Genomic DNA, 19,535 nt, shown 5'->3' with positions numbered 1-19,535 from the left:
CCGAGGGCCATCGCCCTCGGGCTCCCCATACCGTCTGCCTCACTTCGTGCCAGCGGCATCGGCTGAGCGGGGTGAGGTCGCCAGTTCCAGGCTCTCCCAACTTTTTGAACATCGCGCGACAAGTCTTGTCCTGACTGCACGGCTAGTCTGCCCGAAACACAGACCGCATTTTCAAGGAGCAAGGATCAGCGCATGGCCACCAATCCGTCCGCGTCGATGGAGGCAATTCCTCCGGTTACCACCGCGGCTGCCTGGCGCGGCGATGAACTGGTGAAGTCGGGGGAGTGGATCTACCTTCTCTCCGACGCGCAGGTCCTCGAGCTGGAGCAGCTGGGCAAGCGTTTCCTGGATGAGAACCCGGACCTGCGGACCGTGCAGGCCTCGGACTACCCGCTCGTCGCCTGTGCGCAGGCGGTGAAGGAATGGGGCGCGGACGTCGATTATGGGCGCGGCTTCGTGCTCGTGCGCGGACTTCGCACCTACCTCTATTCGGACGCGTTTTCCGCGGCGATCTATTACATCCTCGGCCTGCACATGGGCGATCCGATCCGCCAGAACGAGATGGGCGATCTCATCGACCATGTCTACGCGACCTCGGACAAGACCATGGACGATCCGACCGCCTTGTCGGCCAAGGTGCGCGACAAGCTGGTCTACCACTCGGACAGCTCCGACATCGTTTCGCTGATGTGCCTGCGCCCGGCCAAGGAAGGGGGCGCTTCGTGCCTCGTCTCGGGCGCGCAGATCTACAACGAGATCCTGAAGCGCCGTCCCGATCTGGCCCCGCTGCTGCTCGAGCCTTTCCACTGGGACTGGCGCAAGCAGGACCACAGCGCACCGGCCGATACCTACACCTCGCCCATCGTCAGCCTGGTTGACGGCGTGTTCTCGATGTACGCAGGCTCGCTCTACATCCTGACCGCGCAGGAGTACGAGGGCGTGCCCAAGCTGACGCCCGAGCAGATCGAGGTGCTCGAACTCTTCGACACGATCACCTACGAAGAGGGCATGGCGATCGAGATGGATTTCCGTCCCGGCGACATCCAGTGGCTCTCGAACTACGCCGCACTTCACGCGCGCACGACCTTCTGGGACTATCCCGAACCCCAGCGCCGCCGCCACCTGCTGCGCCTGTGGCTGAGCCGCGATGCCGGGCGTCCGGTCGTCGATGGGTTCGGCAAGAACGGCGTTGTCCAGGTCCGCTCGGCCCCGCGCGATGGCGCGCCCGAGCATCCCGAAGCCCACTTCGACATCTACGGCATGTCCGTTCCGCGCGTCATCGAATAAGCGCCGGATAGAGAGGTCCCAACCGGAAGGGCGCCGTTCCTCATGAAGCGGCGCCCTTCGTCATTTCCAGGACCTGTGCGCAGCTCTTCACGTCGGCGAAGTTGAGCCGCAGGTTGAGGAGCGCGGCGTCCTGCTCGGCATCGGTGACGGCCGAGCAGGCATCGGCTGCAATCAGTACCTTGTAGCCGCGCATGTTGGCTTCGCGCGCGGTCGAATCCACGCAGACATTGGTGAGCGTGCCGACCAGCACCACCATCTCGATCCCGCGCCGCGCCAGCGCCCGGGCAAGCGCGCCATCGGGGCATGAGAAGGCCCCGTAGCGATACTTGTCGAGAAGGACGTCACCCTCGTGAAAGTTCATCGCGGGATGCAGCGCGTGGGACGCGCAGCCGGGCCGCAATGCCTCGACCGCACGGGCGACCTCGGGATCGGTGAGGTCGTATTGCCAGCTGGGCATGGCGAGCGGTGCGCGGTCGCTGACGGTCTGGCGCGTCCAGATCACCGGCGCGCCGAAGGTTCGCAAGGCGGAGCACAGCGCGTTGATCGCAGGGATCGTGGCACGCGAACTCGCCTTCCCGAAAACCTCGCCTTCGCCCACGAACGCGCTCTGCATGTCGATCACGACAAGCGCGGTCGCGCCCGGTTCCAGTGCATCGAAGCGGTTGAGGCCCTGTCCGCGCGCAACGGCCCAGTCGGGCAGGTGGAACGGGTGCATCAGACCTCGGCGAAGGCGATGGAGCGCGCGAGCGTTTCCCAGGTCTGCATGTCCTGCGCAACGCGCGCGTGCTGGTCGCTGGCGTAATGGAGTGCATCCTCGCCCAGCAGGAGGTGCAGCGGCGGCTCGGGCGCGTCGAGCGCTGCGAGGATGGCCTGCGCGGCGCGTGCGGGATCGCCAGCCTCCGCGCCCGCGTTTTCGGTCAGCGAGCGGCGGGCGAAGTGGGCGACCTCGTCGTACTCGGCAATGTCGCGCGCGGCGATGGTTAGGCTGCCGCCTGCAAACTCGGTGCGCATGCCGCCCGGTGCGACGTTGGTGACGCCGATGTTCATGGGCGCGACTTCCTGGGCAAGCGTCTGCCCGATGCATTCCAGAGCGTACTTGCTGGCCCCGTAGAGGCCGGTTCCGGCCCAGGGCGCATGGCCGCTGACCGAGGTCACGTTGACGATGTGGCCGCGCTTTTGCGCGCGCATCGCGGGCAGCACGGCGCGGATCATGCGCAGGGCGCCGAAGACGTTGATTTCGAAGAGCGCGCGGGCCTCTTCGATGGAGACTTCCTCGATCGCTCCGACAAGGCCGTAGCCTGCGTTGTTGACCAGCCGGTCGATGCCGCCAGTGAGGATCTGCGCGCGCGCGACGGCCGCTTCGACCGAGGCTTCGTCGGCAAGATTGACCTGGACGATGTGCATGCGCCCGGGCGCGAGGGCGGTCAGCTCTGCATCCTCCCGCTTGCGGGTAAGGCCTACGACCGTGTCCCCGCGCGCGAGGGCGGCTTTTGCAAGTTCGCGGCCAAGTCCGCCGCCGGTGCCCGTGATAAGCCAGTTCGTCATGTCTGAGGTCTCCTTCATGGCGCCGAGACTAGGTAGTGGCCCTGTGCATCCTCTTTGCGCTGGCGCCCGCAAATCTTGTGCGAGGGCGCACCGCCCGTGCCCGCGCTTGACCCGCGCGCGCAACCCATGCTGCACCACTGGGGCTGCAATGCCATTCGAGGCATTTTCGGCAAGGTTTTTTGGGTAACGGGACGGGGCGCGCACTTGGCTGTTCACATCGTCGGTTCGATTAACATTGATATCATCACCTCGCTCCAGCGCCTGCCGCTGCCGGGCGAGACGGTTCTGGCCGAAGCTACCGCCCGCCTGCCGGGCGGCAAGGGTGCCAACCAGGGCGTGGCCGCGGCCCGCATGGGGGCGCAGGTCCACTTCGTGGGCGCGGTCGGCGAGGACGACTCGGGCAAATGGATGGTCCAGCGTCTCGCCATGGAAGGCATCGACGTGGACGGCATTCGCATGCTTGCGGGCGAAGCGACCGGGACCGCATACATCGCGGTTGATGCCCTGGGCGAAAACCAGATCATCGTCGTTTCGGGCGCCAATGCGCGGCTGGGAGGTTGTGTGCCGGTGGACGGCGGGGTGCTGCTTTCGCAGCTCGAGGTGCCGATCCCGGCGCTTGCCTCGCTTCTGGCCGAGAGCGGGGCGCTGCGGATCCTCAACACCGCGCCTGCCCTGGTTGAGGCCAAGGCACTGTTCCCGCATGTTGATATCCTTGTCCTCAACCGTCCCGAACTCGACGTCTACGCGCCCGCCGCGCAGGTCCGCGCGCCGTTGCCGGGCGAGGACGCCGAGATGGCGGCGCTGGCGGCTCGCACGCGCACCCTGTTCTGCCGCGAGGATCAGGCCGCGATCGTGACGCTGGGCGCGGGTGGCGCACTGATCGTGCGCCAGGGGAGCCTTGTCCACGTGCCCTCGATCCCGGTCCAGCCGGTCGACACGGTGGGCGCGGGTGACTGTTTCTGTGGGGCGCTGGCGGCGCTTCTTGACGAGGGACGCACGCTCGAACAGGCGGTTCCCTTCGCCTGCGCGGCGGCGGCGCTCTCCACGCTTTCGCATGGGGCCGCGCCCTCGATGCCCTCGCGCGCGGTGGTTTCCGACCTGCTTTCCGAACCGGCAACAGAACATGCGCTGCCAATCAAGAACCGGTCGGCCGCCATCCTACCTTGATGGGGCGAGACACGAGAGAGACGATGGGACAAAGTGATGGCTGAACTGCAACCGACCCAATTCGGCGTGCCTTCCGATACAGGTGGCAAGGATCTCGGGATTTTCCTGCCGATCGCCAACGGCGGCTGGATCATCTCGAAGAACAAGCCCGAGATCGACGGCTCCTACGATTACTGCCGCCAATGCGGCGTGCTGGCCGAGGAGGCCGGGTTCGACTTCATCATGGCGATGGCCAAGTACCGCGGCTACGGCGGGGAGACGCACCACTGGGACAGTTCGCTCGATTCGGTGATGGCTATCGCCGGTCTTGCCGAGGCGACCAGCCGGGTGAAGACCTGGGGCACGGTCCATACGCTTCTCCAGAACCCGGGCGTCGTTGCCAAGATGATCGCGACGCTCGACCAGATTTCGGGCGGACGCGCGGGGCTCAACGTCGTTACCGGCTCCTACAAGGGCGAGTTCTCGCAGATGGGTGCCTGGCCCGAGGGCGTGGACCACGACGCACGGTATGACCTCGCCAAGGAATGGGTCACCGCGATCAAGCGCCTGTGGGCCGAGGATTCGGTCACGATGGACGGCATCTACGTTCAGCTTGAGGACTGCCAGTCCTGGCCCAAGCCCCGGAAGCGCCCTTTCCTCGTGTGCGCGGGTTCGTCCAGGAAGGGCATGCGCTTCACGTCCGAAGAGATGGACGCGATCTTCCTCTCGGGCGGCGAAGCCGAGCAATTGGCTGAGGCCAGCAAGGAGGCCAAGGAGGACGCCGCGAGCATCGGGCGTTTCGTGCGCACGTATTCGATGATGACCATCGTGCTGGGCGAAACCGACGAAGAGGCACAGGCCAAGGCAAAGCACTACGCCGACGGGTTCGACGAAGGCGCGCTGGAAGGCATGATGCGCGCCTACGGGTTCCTCGATAACGAAATCGGCAAGGAAAACGACTTCACCCGCAAGGCCCGCTCCAGCTTCATGTCGGCGCACATCGCCGGTTCTTCCGAGACGGTGGCGGCCGAGTTGACCCAGCTCTTCGAGGTGGCCGGGACCGATGGTCTCATGCTGATCTTCGACGATTACGTCACCGGCATTCCCAAGTTCGGCAAGGAAGTCCTGCCTCTCCTGCGTGCGCGGTTCCCCGGCAAGATCACGGTCGGACAGAATGCCTGACACGGCCGATCTGCCCCACGTTGCAGGTCCTGATCTTGCAGGCATGATCGACCCGGTCAGGACGGCGCTTGTCGTCGTTGACATCCAGGTCGACTTCGCTTCGCCCGAAGGCGTTGCAGGCACGTTCTGCAGCGACTTCGCGCCGATCGAGACGGCCATCGAGAGGATCGAGGAGCTGATCGCGGACATGCGCCGTGCAGGTGGCACCATTGCCTTCATGCGCGTGGTCACGCGCCCGGAAACCGACAGCGATGCGCTCAAGACCCTGATGGTCCGGCGCGGGATGCCGGGCGGTGAGGCGATCTGCCGGGCCGAGGGCGGCGGGGCGGACTATTACCGCGTGGCCCCGCAAGAAGGCGACATCGAAATCGAGAAGCTGCTCTTCGACAGCTTCCACGCAACCGATCTCGATGCGCAGCTGCGCGCCCGCGGCATCGACACGCTGCTGATGAGCGGCATGACCACCGAGTGCTGCGTTGACAGCACCGCGCGCACGGCCTTTCACAAGGGCTACAACGTGTTCCTCGTGAGCGATGCCTGCGTGGCGTACGAGGAGCATCTGCACGCCAGTACGCTCGACGTCTTGGCGCAGAACATCGGTCTTCTGACCACGAGCGCGGCCGTGCACGAGGCGCTGGCCTGATGCGCGGTGGGCCGGGCCTTGCACAGCGGCACGCCCGGCCAGCCTCCCGAGACATTTACAGGAAAGGTGCTTGCCGATGACCCCGCGAGATCCCTCCGCCGTAGCGGGACGCACACCTGTCCTGTTCGCCTGCACGCTGGGCAATGCGGTCAGCGTGACGCCTGCGGTTCACGCCGTCTTCGGCCTGTTCCTGGTGCCCTTGTCCGAGACCTTCGGATGGTCGCGCGCGAGCATATCGGGGGTGCTCGGCATTCTCGCGGTTGTGGGCGCGGTCAGTTACCCGATCATCGGGCGCCATGTCGACGCGCACGGCGCGCGCCGCACCTTGCTGACGGGCGTGGTCGGACTGGCTCTGTCGATTGCCGCGCTGGCGCTGACGAGCGGGAGCCTGATCCAGTTCTACGCGACCTTCGCGGTGCTCTCGATCTTCAGCGCGATGGCGGGAACGCCGATCTACCAGAAGGTCGTGGCCGACTGGTTCGAGAGCAACCGGGGGACTGCGCTTGGCATCAGTGCGGGCGGGGGCTGCGGGATCGGATCGGTCATCATGCCGGTGCTGGCCGCAGTTCTCGTCGGCGCTTGGGGCTGGCGCGCGGGGTATCTGGGGATCGCCGCCTTCGTGCTGCTGCTGGCCTTCCCGATCCTCGTGCTGTTCCTGCGCGACCGGACTGCAAGTGCGAGCGCGGCGCAGGAAGAGGCCCCGCGCGAAGGTCTGACCCTGGCCGAGGCCGCGAGGCTTCCCTCTTTCTGGCTGGTCCTTCTGGCCGTTGCGGCCGGAGCTGGCGGGACCACCGCGATCTTCAGCCACGTCGTGCCGATCCTGGGCGACCGGGGCGTTTCTGTCGCAACGGGTACCGCGGTGGTCAGCGTCTTCGCGCTCGCGACCTCGGGCTGGCAGGTTGTGACCGGGCGGATCATGGACAAGATCCAGACGCCGCGTGTCGCGGTGCCGATGTACGGCCTTGCCATCGGTGGCCTCGCGCTCCTGGAATTCGGGGTGGGAACACCGGTGCTGCTCTTCGCCGGATTGCTGCTGGGCGTGGGCATGGGGGCGCAGTATGGCGCGCTTCCCTATTACATCGCGCGCTATTTCGGGGTCCGCCACTTCGGCTCGATCATCGGGGCCATGTATTCGGCGGTGATCGCCGCGCAAGGGATCACCCCGATCCTGCTCGACCTCGTCTTCGACAACGTCCAGTCCTATCGTCCGGCGCTTGTGGGTGTGGGCGCGGCGCTTGCGGGCGGCGCGGTGCTGCTCCTGCTGCTGCCGCGCTATGGCGAAGAAGAGGGCACTTCCCCGGACGCCATGCCCGTGCCATCCCACTGACGCCTTCCCTCCGGCAACACCTGACAAGACAAGGATCTTTCGTGGCCGATATTCCTGCCTCTGCCCCCATCTTCGCTGATCCTGCCGCTGCCCCTTACGCGGTGAGCGAGGAGGAGCGCGAGGCGATTGCCGCCGCGATCGATACCGACGAACTGGTCGCACTGGCGCTGGAGCTGGGCAACATCCCCAGCCGCTCGCGCGAGGAACTGGCCGCGGCCGAGTTTGTCCACGACTGGATGGGCCGCGAAGGCTTCAAGCCGCGCAAGGTCGGCGCCGTGCCCGAGCGCCCCAACGTGATCGGCGAATATGGCGGCACCGCGCCGGGCGCGAACCTGCTCTTCACCGCCCATCTCGATACCGAGAGCCCGAGCGGCATCGCCGAGCAGGACCGCTTCCGCTACCGCGAGAGCACGATGGCCGACCCTGAGTGGACGAAGTGCTGGCTCGACGAGGAGGGACGCCTTCGCGGCTTTCCCATCTCCAATGACCGGGGGCCCATGTCCTGCTTCCTGATCGCGGCGAAGGCACTGAAGAAGGCAGGCATCGGGCTTGCCGGAAAGACCTGGCTGACTGCGTGCCCGGGCGAGATCGGCCCTGAACCGATCGAGGAATTTGCCGGGATCGACTACATGGGCAAGGACATCGGCGCCCATTACCTGTTCCACCACGGCGGCGTCGCGCCCGATTACGCCATCGCGGCGGAAGGCACCGACTTCGGCCTCACCTGGCAGGGCTCGGGCTATGCGGTCTTTCGTGTGCGCATCTACGGGCAGGGCATGTTCACGCCGATCCTGGAAGCGCCGCGCCTGGCGACGGCCCACCCCAACCCGATCTATCGGCTTGGCCCGGTGATCGAGGCGCTCCACGCCTGGGGGCTCACGTGGGAGGCGAATTCGATCTTGCGCACCGCGAGCGGCGAGGTCGCGCCCAAAGTGCAGATTGCTTCGGTGCGCGGCGGAATGCCTACTGACTTTGGCGCCGGCACCGAGATCTGTGCGCTCTACATCGAGGTCGGCCTCAATCCGCGCCAGAAGGCGGCCGAGGCCATGCACGGGATCACTTCGGCCATGCGCAGCGTCGATGTCGAGAGCTTTGATGTCGAGCCGGTTGTCGTACGCCACGGTTTCGAGGCCGCCGAGCGCGAGGTCGCCGCGCTCACTGGCGCCGTCGATGCCGCGACCCGGCTGGCGCGTGGCGCCCCGCTGGAGGTAGCCCATCCGGTCTATTCGAGCATGTGGCGGGACCATAACGTGTTCAACATGCACCGCATTCCTGCCGTAACCACGGGTATGCCGCGCTGGCGCCCGACCCCTGACGACATGGCCTCGAGTGCGCTTGTCTACGCGCTCACCATGCTGGCTGTCTGCGGACGCGGCGAAGCGCCGGGCGATGATGGTCCGACCAGCGTCTATGGCAGCGCCGAGACCCCGTTCGAGAGCTGATCCCAACGCTTTTGTCTGGGTACTTGCCGTAATGGGAAGGGCGCGCTAGCCATGCGGCCGCGGTGGCGGATGAGGGCGGAGCGAAGGCTCCGGCTGTCCCCGTGCAGATAGCAGGAAAACGGGTGGAAATTCCTTGCGCATAACGACAAATGTCTATCCCAAGGAACAGCGCCGCGATGCCTGGCGCTTTGCCTTGAAACGCCTTTCGCTGACGCTGGACGAGGCCGATGAGGCGACGCTCTATGGGGAGCTGATCCAGTTCAAGTCGAGCACGGGCATCAGCTTCATTCGTGTGACCGGGACCCAGCAGACCTGGACCATCGATTTTCGCGATCAACCCCAGACCTACTGGGTGGCGCTGCTGCTCGATGGCAGCGCGACGATGCGCGATGCCAAGCAGGAACTGCGCCTCTCCGATGGTGAACTGATCTGCGGGCAGGGCGATGTGCCGGTGCAGCTCTCCTTTGCGGGCGACAACCGCACCCTCATCGTGCAGGTGCCCCACAGCGAACTGACCGCGCGGCTCAAGACGCCCGTCGGCGCCGCGCCGCGCCAGATCGCGACCGATACCGGCACCGCGCGTGTCTTTGCCGGCATGCTGCGCTCGCTGGCCGACACCATCAACGAGATCACCACCGACCAGGCGCGGCCGGTGGAACTTGCGTTCCCTGAGTTCCTCGTCACCAGCCTGCTCGACAACGCGCCGCCCAAGGCGCTGGGCGGCGCGGCGGGCATGCGCGCGGCGCTGCTGGAGCGGATCTTCCAGACCATCGAGATCCGCCTGTCCGACCCGGACCTCAACTACCAGCAGGTCGCGGCCGAGCATGGCATCTCGCCGCGCTACCTCCAGAAGCTGTTCGAATCGATCAACGACAGCTTCGGGCACTACGTGAAGGTGCGAAGGCTGGAGCGCTGTCGCCTCGACCTGCGCAGCCCGCTGCACGTCCAGAAATCGATCTCGGACATCCTGTTCGAATGGGGCTTCAACGATTCCGCCTCGTTCAGCCGGGCGTTTCGCGAGCAGTACGGCATCTCTCCGCGCGAGTACCGCAAGGGCCAGCCCCAGGAAAACGAGGCGGTCGAGCTCCTGCGCCGCGGCAAACCCGCACGCGGCGAGACGCCTGCCGCCAAGGCCGAGAACGAACCTGCCGAGAGCGACGATGGCACCGATGCGGAAGTACCGGATACGGCGGAGGCAGCGCAAGGCGGCCCCAAGGTCGGGGCACCCTACAGCCCCCATCCCGAAGGCGAGCAGGTGCGCCACCACCATTTGCCCGCTTCGCCCGAAACGGTGCACTGGGGCTTTCTCAGCAAGGACCTGAAGCCGGCACTCTCCATTCGCTCGGGGGACTTCGTGACCATCGAGACTCTGACCCACCACGCCAACGACGATGCCGAGCGCATGGTGGAAGGCGATGGCGGCGCGGAAAGCGTGTTCCACTGGGACGCGCAGGGAAAGTCGGTCAACCGGCGCGGGGCCGGACCGATGGACGCCTCGGCTCTCGGGCGTGGTCCTGGCGAGGGTTTCGGCGTCCATATCTGCACGGGCCCCATCGCCATCGAAGGCGCGATGCCGGGCGATCTCATCGAGGTGCGCATCCTCGATCTGAAGCCCCGGCCCAGTGGAAATCCGCGCTTTGCGGGCAAATCCTTCGGCTCGAACGCGGCGACCTACTGGGGTTTCCACTATCAGGACCTGCTGACCGAGCCCAAGCAGCGCGAGGTCATCACCATCTACGAGGTGGAAGCAGGCGGCATGCGTCCCCCCACGGCCCACGCGGTCTATTCCTACCGCTGGACCGAGCAGACAGACCCCTCGGGCGTGGTCCATCCGCGCTACGATTATCCGGGCGTGCCGGTCGATCCGGCGACGATCGAGAAGAACTTCGACGTGCTGCGCAATGTCGAGATCCCGATCCGGCCGCACTTCGGCGTGATCGCAGTGGCACCCAACCATAACGGGCTTGTCGATTCCGTGCCGCCCTCCAGCTTTGGCGGCAATCTCGACAACTGGCGCACCGGGCCCGGCGCGCGGGTGTTCCTGCCGGTACAGGTCGAGGGCGGGCTTCTTTCACTGGGCGATCCGCACGCCTCGCAAGGCGACAGCGAACTGTGTGGCACGGCCATTGAATGCTCGATGACCGCGCTGATCCAGGTCGTCCATCACAAGGCGCAAGGCGTCATGGAGCAGCTGCGCGATGTCGATTACCCGCTGATCGAGACCGAGACCGAGTGGGTCATCATGGGCTTCTCGCACCCGGATTATCTCAAGGAACTGGGCGCGGACGCACAGAGCGAGGTCTACAAGAAGTCTTCGCTCGATGAGGCGATGCGCGATGCCTTCCGCAAGGCCCGCCGCTTCCTGATGACGGCCAAACAACTGTCCGAGGACGAGGCGATCTCGCTGCTTTCGGTCGGGGTCGATTTCGGGGTGAGCCAGGTCGTGAACGGCAATTATGGCGTTCACGCGGTGATCCGAAAGGCGCTCTTCACGAGCTAAACAGGAAGAGATTATTCAAGGGGTTATTACCCCTTGACCCCAAGAATGGGCGACGTTGCCTTTTGCAGCCAGGGGAGCCCGAGGGCGCTGACCCTCGGACATGTCCTTCCTGCTAGGGGGACAATTCGCCCGCTGGCAGGTCTCACGACCCTGTGCTAGCGGCCGCCCATGCCTTCCAAACTTGCTGCCGGGGCGTTCGTTCTCCTCGCCCTTGTCTTCACGTTCGTCATTCTCTTCGCGATCCTCGTCATCGTGGGCTTCGCCGGGTTCGACGCGCTGTTTCGCCGTCCGCTCGAGTTTCTGATCGTGCTGCTTCTGGCGGGATCGCCGGTGCCGGTGTGGAGCTGGTGCGTGCGGCGCGCGCGCCGTGCCTGGGCCAAGGATTAAGGCAGGCTCAGGCCTGCGACTTGCGACCCACGAAGCTGTCGCCCGCATCGCGCGGAAGGCGCAGGGCTTCGACGAGCGTGGCGAGGCACAGCACGCTGAGTGGCAGGAAGGCAAGGCGGTAGGGCACGTCGGGCGCGCCGGTGCCCAGCGTGTCGCCCAGCTTTACCGCGAGTGCGGAGAGCGCGATGCCGCTGGCCATCATCAGCTGGATCGAGGTGTTGAACAGGCTCGTCGCGTCGCTCATCTGCGGCTTGGGAATGTCCGAGAAGGCCATCGTCCCCAGCGTCGTGAAGTGCATCGAGCGGGTCATCCCTGAGAAGAACAGGAACGCGCAGATCAGCGTGACGGGGGTTCCCGGAGCAAGCAGCGCGCCGCCCGCGATCCCGGCAAAACTGGCGAGCGAGGAACCGATGAGCACGCGGCGGTAGCCGAAGGTGCGCAGGACCGGCGTCGTCACCGACTTCATGGCCAGATTGCCCGCAAACAGCGCGATCAGGATCAGGCCGGCTTCGGATGGGCTGTAACCAAGGCCAACCTGCAGCAGCAGCGGCACGAGGAAAGGCGATGCCGCGACGCCGGCCCGCGCAAGCGAACCGCCCCGGATGGTAGCGCGGAAGGTCGGGATCGCGAGATTGTCGAGCCCCACCATCGGGTTGGGCGCGCGGGCCATGTGCCGTAGCGCAAGGACCAGCAAGGCGAGGCCCAGTGCGACGAGGGCGAGTGCGGCGAGGTTGCCCGTCGCGCCCAAGAGTTCCAGCCCGGCAAGCAGCCCGAAGGTGCCGAGCGCGGTGATCGCAAATCCCGGCCAGTCGAAGCGACGTGGCTCATCCGGGCGGGCGGTCCTGGGCACGAGTATCCAGGCACCCACGAGGCCAATGAGGCCGAGCGGCACATTGAGGTAGAAGATCCAGTTCCAGCCCAGATGCTCGGTGATGAAGCCGCCGAGCGGTGGTCCGACCACCGGCGCGATGAGCGCAGGCCAGATGAGGTTCGACATCGCCACCATCAGCTTGTCGCGCGGGGTGCAGGTGAGGACGATGACTTGGCCAACCGGCACCATCATCGCGCCCGCAGCCCCCTGAAAGACGCGCAGGGCGACGAACTCGGTCAGGCTGGACGCCTGTCCGCACAGCGCCGAGGCGAGGGTGAAGAGACCTATGGCGATGGCGAAGATACGCCGCGCGCCGAAACGTTCGGCCACCCAGCCGCTGGCGGGGATGAGGATGCCGAGAGTCAGGATGTAGGCGGTGACGCCGATGTTGAGCCCCACCGCACTCGTCCCGAAATCGCGCGCCATGCGCGGCAGTGCGGTGATGATGATGGAGGCATCGAGGATCTCCATGAACAGGGCGCCGGTGACCAGCGCCATGATGAGACGCAGGCGCAGCGGCGAGAGTGCCTCGGGCTCGGGGGCAGGGCTCGTCGTGTCGCGGCTCATCGTGGGGCTTGCCTCGTTGCTGGCGATGGTTGGGACCACCTGTCTAACGCATTGGGTGGCCTAGGACCTTGCGCCAGCGCAAATGCCTTCGCTTTGCAGTTGCTGCTCAGAAGGGGCGGTCGCCGGCAATCGTCACGCGGTAGCCCGAGCGCGTTTCGGGGAAGTAGTCCCACACCGCGAAGTGCTGGGTACAGCGGTTGTCCCAGAAGGCGATGGAGTGCGGGCGCCAGCGGAAGCGGACCTGGAAATTGGGGTCCTTCACGTGCTCGTAGAGGCACTTGAGGACCGCATCGCTTTCGGTCCTGGACAACTCGTTGATCTTCGTGGTGTAGGAGGAGTTCACGAAGAGCAGCTTGCGGCCCGTTTCCGGGTGGGTGCGGATGACCGGGTGGGTGTTGCACTCGTACTGCTTGTCGATGTCCGGGAAGATCGCCTTGTAGACAGGGTTCGCATCGTGAACTGCAGTCAGCGGCTCGAGGAAGCGCTTCATCGGCTCGGACAGCGCCTCGTAGGCCGCGGTCATGCTGGAAAACAGCGTATCGCCGCCGTCCTCGGGCATGGTGTGCATGTAGAGGATCGAGCCCATCGGCGGCTCGGGATCGCACGAGAGGTCGGAATGCCAGTTGTCGCCCGCGATGTACTTGCTGTTGGCGTCGGCGTGGATCTGCACAATGTGCGGGTGCTCGGGCAGGCCCTTGACCGCCGAGTGCGTGTGGAACTTGCCAAAGGCCTGGCCGAAGGCGAGGTGCGCTTCGTGGTCGATCTCCTGCTCGCGGAAGAACACGACCTGGTGCTTGAGCAGGGCTTCGCGGATCTCGGCATAAGTCTGGTTGCCGAGCGGCTTCGTCAGGTCGACCCCGAAGATCTCCGCACCGATCCGCTTGGTCACCGGCCGCACGTCGATCGTTTCATAGCTCATGGTCATTCTCCCTCGGGCCTTGCCCGTATCTCTAGCGCGGTCGGTGGACAGGCGCGAGGCCGGACGGGAAAGAGGAGGTTTTCCGGTCCGGCCTCGCCTTGCGGTTGCCCGCAAGTGGTGTGTCATTCCGGATCGGTGAAGGTGCCCTTTTCGGGGAAGATCCGCCGTTCGATGCGGCAGTGGATGCCCTGCGTGCCGTCCACGACCTGCGTCACGCCGAAGTCCGAGGCGACGCTCATCAGCGAGTAGCTGTCGTGGCGCGAGAGGCCCTGATGCTCGGTCAGGAGGTGCATCATGTCGAGCGAGGCGCCCTTCATGGCCGCGTCGAGATCCTCGCCGAAGCCGTGGACGATCCAGTAGTCGGGCGTTTCCAGAAGCGGCGAGGGGAACGAGAAGTCCTTGCGCAGGATGATCTGGAACAGGACGTCGAGCGAACTTTCGATCGCCGTGCCGCTGATCTCGCCGTCGCCCTGGCTGACATGGGGATCGCCGATCGAGAAGAGCCCGCCCTTGACCTGCACGGGGTAGTACATCTTGGCGCCTGCGCCGATGCGCCAGTTGTCGATGTTGCCGCCGTGAAGGCCGGGCGGGATCGTGCTGACCGGCTCGTTGACGGCGGGCGCGACGCCTGCGGTGCCCAGGTGCGGACGGGCCGGGATGGTGATGCCGGGCAGCGCCTCGGAGCGGTCGCAGGTCGGGCAATGCGTGATGCGCCCGGGCGTCGTGTAGACGCCTTCGACATCGTAGGCGTAGAGCGCAGAGGCCGTCATCGCGTTGGGATCGAGCTTGTAGATCGTCACGCGCTCGGTCTCGTCGAACTCCTTGTAGAGGTGGCCCCAGTTGGCCTGGAGGTTCGAACCATAGTTGTGGCGCGGCTTCATCTCGAAGTAGCGCACTTCCAGCATGTCGCCCGGTTCCGCGTCCTCGATGTAGATCGGGCCGGTCATGATGTGGCAGCCGGGCGCGCGGCTGGTGGGATCGATCTCGGTGAAGATACGCTTGATGTTCTCGTCGAACATCAGGTCGGGATCATCGCCAGCGTGGTGGGTGATGGCCTCGCCGTGGATGAGGTCGCCGCTCTTGACGCGCAGCACCGGCTTGATCTCGGGCGAGAAATAGCCCCAGTGCACGGTCTCGGGCGTGGCCTTGAGATGGTGCAGGGCGCCGGGCATCGCGGTTGCGCGCGCGGCTTGGGACTTGGGGTTGATGAGGGCCATCGAAACTCCTGTGGGCGTAGAAAGGGGAATGCGCGAGGTGCAGGATGCGGCGGACGGTCAGTCCGCTCCGATCAGCACGCTCGTCATGGAAAGCGACTTGTGCTGGATGAAGTGGGGCGCGAAGGTGGCGTCTTCCCCTTCATGCCGGGCACCCAGGAAATAGAGCAGCGGCAGGAAGTGGTCCGAGGAGGGCACCGAATAGCGCGCCGCATCGCCCAGCTGCTGGTAATCGATCACGACCTGCGGATCGTCGTTCTCGACCGCCTGGCACATCGTGTCGTTGAAGAGGGTGGCCCAGGGGTAGGGCTCGGCCAGCGGATTGGCCCAGTCCATCGCGGGCAGGTTGTGGACGATGTTGCCCGTCGCCATGATGAGCACGCCCTCGTCGCGCAACGGACGCAGCGCGCGGCCGATCTCCCAGTGCTCCTGCGGGGTCTTGGCCAGGTCCATCGAGAGCTGGATCACCGGCACGTCGGCTTCGGGATAGGCATGGACGAGGACCGTCCAGGTGCCGTGGTCGAGGCCCCAGTTGGCGTCCATCTTCACGTCCATGGGCGCGAGCAGTTCGCGCACGCGCTGGGCAAGTTCGGGATCGCCGGGCGCGGGGTACTGCACGTCGAAGAGCGCCTGCGGAAAGGCGCCGAAGTCATGGATGGTGCGCGGCTGGGCCATGGCGGTGACGGCGGTGCCGCGCGTCTGCCAGTGGGCCGAGATGCACAGGATTGCGCGGGGCTTGCCGATGCGCTCGCCCATGGCCTTCCACTGGCGGGTCACGTCGCTCTTTTCCAGCGCGACCATCGGGCTGCCGTGCCCGAAGAAGACGATGGGAAGTCGGCTCATTGCTCTTGGCTCTCCTTGGACCTGTCGGCCCCCCTTGTCGTGTTGTCGTGTCGTCGTGGCTCTGGGGGCGTGCTTGGACGCTATGGCGCAGGCTGCCTCCCGGTCTTGGATCGCGGCGCACAAGAACTTGTCGCGCAGCTTTCGGGCCGGAAGGCAGGTCCTCCTGCGTCCCGCTTATTCGCGGGTATAGTCCTCGGGTACCTTGGGCGGATTGCCGGCCTTGCCCCAGAGCATGATGTGGTTGCCCCAGGGGTCGACGAAGCAGTGGTTGAGGCCGTTGAACTCGGCCCAGTAGTGGTTGCGCCACAGGACCGTGGCGCCCAGCTTCTCGGCGGTGGCGAGGATGCGCTCGGGCGTGTCGTTGTCGTCGATCAGGATCCAGATGCGCGGGCCGCGGCCACCGCTGCTCATCGTGCGCGGCTCGATGCCCTCGGGATCGGGATGGGGGCGCATGTTGGAGACCTTGCCGATGCCCATGTGCAGGTGGCCGATCTCGCTCTCCGAACCGTCCTTGTTGGCGAAGAAGCCGCCCGGAACCATGCGGTGGTACGCGCCGCCCAGGCGCGGATCGTCCTCCCACCCGAAGACCTCGGCGTAGAACTTGCCCGCCGCATCGGGATCGTCGCTGGGAATGTCGAAGAAGATGAGGCTGTTGGTCATGTGCCGGTATGCTCCCCTTGGCTGGCATGTCGTGGCCTCGTGGGTAGCCAGAGGTCACGTATGAAGGCTGGAGCGGGCACGCACGAAAGCTTGATCGGCAGCGACCGGAGCCTGTCTTGGTCCGCAAAGAAAACGGCGCCCGGACAGGCCGGACGCCGCAAAGTTGGGAGGGTATCCAGTGAAGGATCAGGTTCAGCCGGACGATCCGGCACGAAGGCGGGTGACGGGCGCGGAGGGGCCGCGGCGGCGGTCCCATTCGGCCCAGTAGCGATCGACCAGCCAGACGTTGAGGAGGCGTTGGGCGCCCTCCTGCCAGGAATAGCGGCCGCGCGGTGCATGGCGTGAGCGCAGGCCCTGCTGGACGAGCTCGTCGACGTGGAAGTCCTGCGCGACGATGCGCTCCACCGCCTCGTCGGTCATTTTGACCTTGAGGTCGTAGAGCGGGTCCTCCATCGCCTCGGGCGCCATCAGCGTACCGATGGTGAGCGCGTGCGAGTTCGCAGACCTGGGGTCCATGATGAGGTAGATGACGCTGTCGTTCAGCACGACCAGGCTGAGGCTGGGCGGCAGGTTCACGAAGAGCAGGCGGTTCTGCTCCTCCTCGGTCAGCTTGGGGAAAACCGGGAAGATCGACTTCTGCGTTGCGTTGAACCCGGCGTTCTTGTGGAGCGTGCCGTTGAGGCGATAGTAGCCCGCGCTGTCGGCCGGGACTTCGGGGAAGGTGGCAAGGCCGCTCGGGATGAAGTCATGGAGCGGCCCGGCATGAAGACGGCTGGCGTGGTAGCCGTCGTTGTTGTTCTCCAGCATGACCTTCCAGTTCCAGGGGAACACGGTGGGTTCTTCGGGCCGGGGGCCGCGCAGCGAGGCGAAGTCGTAGTTGGCCACGACATCCTCCAGCGCGGCGAGACGCGGGGTGAGGGGCTCGGCTTCGGGATCGAGGTTCACGAAGATGAAGCCGTGCCAGATTTCCATGCGAATCTCGGGCAGCGAGGCGGCCTTCTTGTCGAAATTGCAAGTGCGGCTCATCGCGGGCGCGCCGACCAGCGTGCCGTCGAGGTCGTAGGTCCAGTGGTGGTAGGGGCACACGAAGGCGCGGGTGTTGCCGTGGCCTTCGGCGACCAGCATGGCGCGGTGCTGGCAGACGGAGGAGAGCGCCTTGATCGTGCCGTCACGCGTCTTGCACACGATCATCGGTTCATCGGCGCGGCTGACGGTGAAGAAGTCGCCGGGCTCCTCCAGCCATTCCGCGCGCCCGACGCAGAGCCATTCGTGGGCGAAGACGGCTTCCATCTCGAAGTCGTGGAATTCCTCGCTCGCGTAGCATTCGCGCGGCAGGGTCTCGGCCTCCAGCGTATCCAGCTTCGAGCTGGCGAGGCTGTCGAAGAACTGGTCGGTGAGGAGTGTCATGCGTGCCTGTTCCCGTCGTTGTGGTCTGGTGCGGCCTTCATCTGGCGCACGAGGGCGCCGGGCCGATACGAGGGAGACTAGAAAGGCAAGGGCGCGCAGGCTTTACCCAGCGCGCCCTCATTCTTGGCAAATGTGATCCTGGAGACAGGTCCGCGTCGAGGGGGCGCCTTATTCGGCGGGTTCCAGCTTGAGTGCGGGCGCGTCCTGGGTGTCTTCGCTCTGCGCGGCGCCCAGCGGGCGCGGGGCCTTGAGGAAGAGCAGCGCGATGATCGCGGCGGCGAGGAGGAGCCCGGAAAAGACCACGATGGCAGGCGCATAGGTGCCGGTGACATCGGCGACGCGTCCCGCCCCGATGGGGCCGAAGACGGCGAGTGTGGAGGCGGTCGTCACCATGGCGGTCATCGTGCCCGCGAGCCGTGCGCCGAAGTAGCGCAGCAGCAGGATGTGGCCCGAGAGCCAGGCCATGCCCCAGCCCGCGCCGAACACGATGGCCGCGGCAATGGCGATGGCTACGCCGGGCGCGTAGGAGAGGAGCGCCATGGCAAGCGCCTGGAGGACAAGGCCGCCGATCAGGATCAGGCGCGGCGAGACCCGCTCGCAGATGGCGCCGGTCACGCCCTTGGTGCCGGTTCCGGCAAAGGCCAGGAGGCTCATCGCGATGGCGCCCGGCGCCGCGCCGTGTCCCAGGTTGGCAATGTGCGCGACCAGCAGCGAGTGGGTCGCGGTGACGACCGTCTGCACGACGGTGAGGATCACCGCGAGGATGAGGAAGGTGCGCGTCAGCAGCGCCTGGCGCACGGTGTATCCGCTGTCCGCGATAGTGCCGCTGGCCTCGGTGTCTTCCTGCGTTTGGGCTGTGGTGGCGACGGCCTCGGTGTCGCGGATGCAGACAAAGCAGATGAGGCCAAGGACGGCGGCGGCCACGGCCATGACCATCCAGTGCAAGCGCCAGTCGCCGGTCGCCCCGGCAATGGCGCTGACGATGAGGGGCCCCGCGATGCCGCCCGAGGAGCCGACCATGAAGTAGAACCCGATCATCCGGCTGGAGGTGCGCGGAAACCAGTTGGCGAGGAGATAGACCGCAGGCGAGGGCGCCAGCAGGGTGAAGCCGGCCCCCATCAGCGAGGTCGCGACGAAGAAGAAATTGAGGTCGTTGATGACCGAGGCCATCGCGAAGCCGCCTGCCAGCACGAGCGCGCCCAGGACCATCGTCAGGCGCGTCCCGATGGTCTTCATCAGGTAGGGTGGCAGCGGGCTGGCAAGCCCGCAGGCAAGGCCCAGCAGGGCAAAGCTGAAGCCGGCCGCCGCCGCCGACCAGTCGAGCTGGTCAACCATGATGTAGAGGACATAGCCCAGCGAGGTGAAGGTCGTGGCCGTCACGAAGAAGAACGCCAGCGAGGCGGCAATCATGACCTGTGCGTTGCGGGGCATCGTATCTCCTGCTTACAGCTTCGTCCCGGCTTCGTGGCCGGGATTCGTGTGGCAGCATGTTCCCGAACTGGCGGGGTGCACTCTTGATGGTGTGCGCCTCAACACTTGATCCGGCAGTGGTTTCAGCTCTGGTGTCCTTGCGTGCGACAGGGGCGGGGCGCCTA

General features: G+C 66.0%; 17 protein-coding genes. 8 read left to right on the top strand and 9 right to left on the bottom strand.

From position 1 onward, the window contains the following. Positions 1 to 192 precede the first annotated feature (192 nt). On the top strand, positions 193 to 1,287 hold the full coding sequence (locus HT578_RS04720; protein ID WP_039392731.1) for a TauD/TfdA family dioxygenase: 1,095 nt from the start codon (positions 193 to 195) through the stop codon (positions 1,285 to 1,287). Between the two features lie 40 nt (positions 1,288 to 1,327). On the opposite strand, the gene HT578_RS04715 is transcribed toward HT578_RS04720, so the two are convergent. Together HT578_RS04715 and HT578_RS04710 are read right to left on the bottom strand one after the other, a co-directional pair. Beyond that, positions 1,328 to 2,002 (bottom strand): cysteine hydrolase family protein, encoded by a 675-nt coding sequence (locus HT578_RS04715; RefSeq protein WP_213502364.1) that lies wholly within the window; start codon positions 2,000 to 2,002, stop codon positions 1,328 to 1,330. After that, positions 2,002 to 2,832, bottom strand: a complete 831-nt coding sequence (locus tag HT578_RS04710; RefSeq protein ID WP_213502363.1) for an oxidoreductase — start codon at positions 2,830 to 2,832, stop codon at positions 2,002 to 2,004. Before HT578_RS04710 ends, HT578_RS04715 begins: the two co-directional genes overlap by 1 nt. Positions 2,833 to 3,036: 204 nt before the next feature. Here HT578_RS04710 and HT578_RS04705 point away from each other — a divergent pair, with 204 nt between their 5' ends. From HT578_RS04705 to HT578_RS04675, 7 genes are all read left to right on the top strand, one after another. After that, positions 3,037 to 3,999, top strand: coding sequence for a ribokinase (locus HT578_RS04705; RefSeq protein WP_213502362.1), 963 nt, complete (start codon positions 3,037 to 3,039; stop codon positions 3,997 to 3,999). Positions 4,000 to 4,035: 36 nt separating this feature from the next. After that, entirely contained in the window at positions 4,036 to 5,160 is a 1,125-nt protein-coding gene (locus HT578_RS04700; RefSeq protein ID WP_213502361.1) for an LLM class flavin-dependent oxidoreductase, read from the top strand. Beyond that, the gene (locus tag HT578_RS04695) at positions 5,153 to 5,803 is read left to right on the top strand and encodes a cysteine hydrolase family protein (protein ID WP_213502360.1); all 651 of its coding nucleotides are present in this window, start codon (positions 5,153 to 5,155) and stop codon (positions 5,801 to 5,803) included. Before HT578_RS04700 ends, HT578_RS04695 begins: the two co-directional genes overlap by 8 nt. Before the next feature lie 76 nt (positions 5,804 to 5,879). Continuing rightward, positions 5,880 to 7,130 carry an MFS transporter gene (locus HT578_RS04690; protein ID WP_213502359.1) on the top strand — a complete coding sequence of 417 codons (1,251 nt, stop codon included), beginning with the start codon at positions 5,880 to 5,882 and terminating at the stop codon, positions 7,128 to 7,130. A 41-nt stretch (positions 7,131 to 7,171) separates the two neighbouring features. Beyond that, positions 7,172 to 8,572, top strand: coding sequence for a zinc-binding metallopeptidase family protein (locus HT578_RS04685; RefSeq protein WP_239026480.1), 1,401 nt, complete (start codon positions 7,172 to 7,174; stop codon positions 8,570 to 8,572). A gap of 133 nt (positions 8,573 to 8,705) precedes the next feature. Then, positions 8,706 to 11,072 carry an acetamidase/formamidase family protein gene (locus HT578_RS04680; RefSeq protein ID WP_213502358.1) on the top strand — a complete coding sequence of 789 codons (2,367 nt, stop codon included), beginning with the start codon at positions 8,706 to 8,708 and terminating at the stop codon, positions 11,070 to 11,072. A 168-nt stretch (positions 11,073 to 11,240) separates the two neighbouring features. Then, positions 11,241 to 11,459: a hypothetical protein gene (locus tag HT578_RS04675; protein WP_213502357.1), complete on the top strand. Its 219-nt coding sequence runs from the start codon at positions 11,241 to 11,243 to the stop codon at positions 11,457 to 11,459. Between the two features lie 7 nt (positions 11,460 to 11,466). Here the strand turns inward: HT578_RS04675 and HT578_RS04670 are convergent, their stop codons facing one another. The 7 genes from HT578_RS04670 to HT578_RS04640 all read right to left on the bottom strand — a co-directional run bounded on the left by HT578_RS04670 (position 11,467) and on the right by HT578_RS04640 (position 19,371). Then, positions 11,467 to 12,936 (bottom strand): MFS transporter, encoded by a 1,470-nt coding sequence (locus HT578_RS04670; protein ID WP_213502356.1) that lies wholly within the window; start codon positions 12,934 to 12,936, stop codon positions 11,467 to 11,469. A 67-nt stretch (positions 12,937 to 13,003) separates the two neighbouring features. Next, entirely contained in the window at positions 13,004 to 13,816 is an 813-nt protein-coding gene (locus tag HT578_RS04665; RefSeq protein WP_213502355.1) for a TauD/TfdA dioxygenase family protein, read from the bottom strand. Positions 13,817 to 13,938: 122 nt separating this feature from the next. Continuing rightward, on the bottom strand, positions 13,939 to 15,033 hold the full coding sequence (locus tag HT578_RS04660) for an acetamidase/formamidase family protein (protein WP_213502354.1): 1,095 nt from the start codon (positions 15,031 to 15,033) through the stop codon (positions 13,939 to 13,941). Positions 15,034 to 15,090: 57 nt separating this feature from the next. Further along, on the bottom strand, positions 15,091 to 15,873 hold the full coding sequence (gene ygiD, locus HT578_RS04655) for a 4,5-DOPA-extradiol-dioxygenase (RefSeq protein ID WP_213502353.1): 783 nt from the start codon (positions 15,871 to 15,873) through the stop codon (positions 15,091 to 15,093). Between the two features lie 174 nt (positions 15,874 to 16,047). After that, complete coding sequence (locus HT578_RS04650; protein ID WP_213502352.1) at positions 16,048 to 16,533, bottom strand: VOC family protein; 486 nt, start codon at positions 16,531 to 16,533, stop codon at positions 16,048 to 16,050. A 192-nt stretch (positions 16,534 to 16,725) separates the two neighbouring features. Beyond that, a complete protein-coding gene (locus HT578_RS04645; RefSeq protein WP_039392741.1) occupies positions 16,726 to 17,940 on the bottom strand; it encodes an aromatic ring-hydroxylating oxygenase subunit alpha in 1,215 nt (404 codons plus the stop codon). 168 nt (positions 17,941 to 18,108) lie between these two features. Beyond that, complete coding sequence (locus HT578_RS04640; RefSeq protein ID WP_239026479.1) at positions 18,109 to 19,371, bottom strand: MFS transporter; 1,263 nt, start codon at positions 19,369 to 19,371, stop codon at positions 18,109 to 18,111. Between the last annotated feature and the right edge of the window lie 164 nt (positions 19,372 to 19,535).

This window comes from Novosphingobium decolorationis (assembly GCF_018417475.1).
GTDB classification, from domain to species: Bacteria; Pseudomonadota; Alphaproteobacteria; order Sphingomonadales; family Sphingomonadaceae; genus Novosphingobium; species Novosphingobium decolorationis.
The sequence above is the reverse complement of the archived record's forward strand: the minus strand, read 5'-3'. Positions and strand labels throughout refer to the sequence as shown.